Genomic DNA, 1,692 nt, shown 5'->3' with positions numbered 1-1,692 from the left:
TGCGCATTTCACTCCCTCTCCCTCCGGGAGAGGGCGGGGGTGAGGGGGAAATTCAAAAGCTCGGATTGTGCCGTGTGGCAGTATAGTGAGGGGTATCGAAATTCACGCTGGGAGACTCGCTACCCAACTAGCACTTCGTTTCTTCATATTTTGCATGTAACCGTAGGGTGGGCTGTGCTCACCAGGTAGGCTGAACAGCGCATGTCGGACACTGTGTGCGTGCGGGACGCGCAGGCGGCGGGCCTCCAAAGCTGCGGTTCGCCGCTGCCTAGGCGTCTATTGATGCGGTTCGCGCCGCTTCGTAATGTCATCCCGTAAGATTTGCCGCGCTCACCGCATCCTACATCCATCCTACGCAGGACCGTAGGCTAGGGGTGAGGTACGAACCCCAGCTTCTTTCCTGGGGTTCGCAAGCTCACCCCAGCCTACGAGCTCAATTTTAGCCGCGCCTGACGGCTTGGCTCAGGCGCCCAATGCCGCGTGGCACTGAGCTTGAAAGTCGCTGAGGAGCCGGACCGTGGCATTGGGTCGCTTGCAGCCAAATGTTAGGCAACACGGTAGGTGGCTTTAGAGATTGGGTTATTCATAGTGAGTCCACATTCTGTATATTTTTATTAACTTTTTCGACTCAATAACCTCATAAACTAATCGATGCTGCCTATTGATGCGACGACTAATCAAACCTTTCATGTCTCCTTTTAGTAACTCATATTCTGGAGGATGTTGAAAAGGATTGACTTTTATTATTTCAATTAGCTTTAATGCCTTACCTTTCAAGCCGCCCGATGATAATTTCTTTGCGTCTTTCTGAGCCTGCGTCATAAAAACTATATCGTACATCACCAATCCAATTTATCCAGCGACACACCTTTTTCGAGCGGCTCATCTCTGGCTTTTTTGATGCTTTCCACCATTCCATTTACTGATCTAAGATACTCATCATCATTGAGATATTCAAATTGCTCAAGAATTTTCACTTCGTTTTCCGAGAAATGTTTCAATAGCCAAAAGAACTTTTCATCAATACTGTCATCAATTACTAATGTGACTGTTTTCATGCCATTTAACCTCTTATGATAGGATGGATCGTGCCATAGTGACATATAATACGCCCTCGCACAATCCATCCTTAGATTGGTTTGCTTTTTAGTCGATACAATTCTTCAATTTCTTTTTCCGGTAATCCAAAGGCTTTGGGTATAATCGAGATTTCAACATTTTGTTGTTTTAATACTATTGCCATTTCAATCTTACCTTTCTTTTCCCCTTCTTTTAATCCTTCCTCCTTCCCAAGTTGAATCCCTTCACTTTTTCCTTCATTCCTGTATCTCTCCTTGAGTTTATAAGGCAAAATCCATTTTTCACTTGCTTGAAGTTTCTTGAAGATCCCCGAATCGACAAAACTATGATAGGTTTCGTCGCTGATGATGAGATGATCGGGGAACGGATAACCCAATCGGTTCTCACAGCGGACTCCACCCACTCAAACCCTATCACGCCGCCTGTTTGGCTACAAACACCGCTCGCGCAGTCCGGATGCCACGCAGGTACTTAGCCTGACGCCGCGCGCAGAGATTCGCGAGCGACGCCGGTGCGCCGACCGCTGTTCCAAATCCCTTGAGAAAACGCTCGGCAAAGTCGATAAATCGCTCCCCGTCGATGCCTAGTCGCGCGAGGATCTTGGGTGCTTGC

The 1,692-nt window shown here is 47.7% G+C and carries 3 protein-coding genes and 1 pseudogene; all 4 read right to left on the bottom strand.

Annotated elements, in window-relative coordinates; genetic code table 11:
* Nucleotides 1-579 precede the first annotated feature (579 nt).
* On the bottom strand, nucleotides 580-843 hold the full coding sequence (locus BQ17_RS05435; RefSeq protein WP_089724991.1) for a Txe/YoeB family addiction module toxin: 264 nt from the start codon (nucleotides 841-843) through the stop codon (nucleotides 580-582).
* Entirely contained in the window at nucleotides 840-1,058 is a 219-nt protein-coding gene (locus BQ17_RS05430) for a hypothetical protein (RefSeq protein WP_089724989.1), read from the bottom strand. The genes BQ17_RS05435 and BQ17_RS05430 overlap by 4 nt, the downstream gene beginning before the upstream one ends.
* Before the next feature lie 71 nt (nucleotides 1,059-1,129).
* Nucleotides 1,130-1,483, bottom strand: coding sequence for a hypothetical protein (locus tag BQ17_RS05425; protein WP_141699123.1), 354 nt, complete (start codon nucleotides 1,481-1,483; stop codon nucleotides 1,130-1,132).
* Between the two features lie 10 nt (nucleotides 1,484-1,493).
* Nucleotides 1,494-1,692 (bottom strand): annotated as a pseudogene (locus BQ17_RS21515) (transposase); the annotation flags it as partial.

It is taken from the genome of Candidatus Thiosymbion oneisti (assembly GCF_900092655.1).
Taxonomy (GTDB): domain Bacteria; phylum Pseudomonadota; class Gammaproteobacteria; order Chromatiales; family Chromatiaceae; genus Thiosymbion; species Thiosymbion oneisti.
Note: the sequence above shows the minus strand (reverse complement) of the source record. Positions and strands in the feature narration are given on the sequence as shown.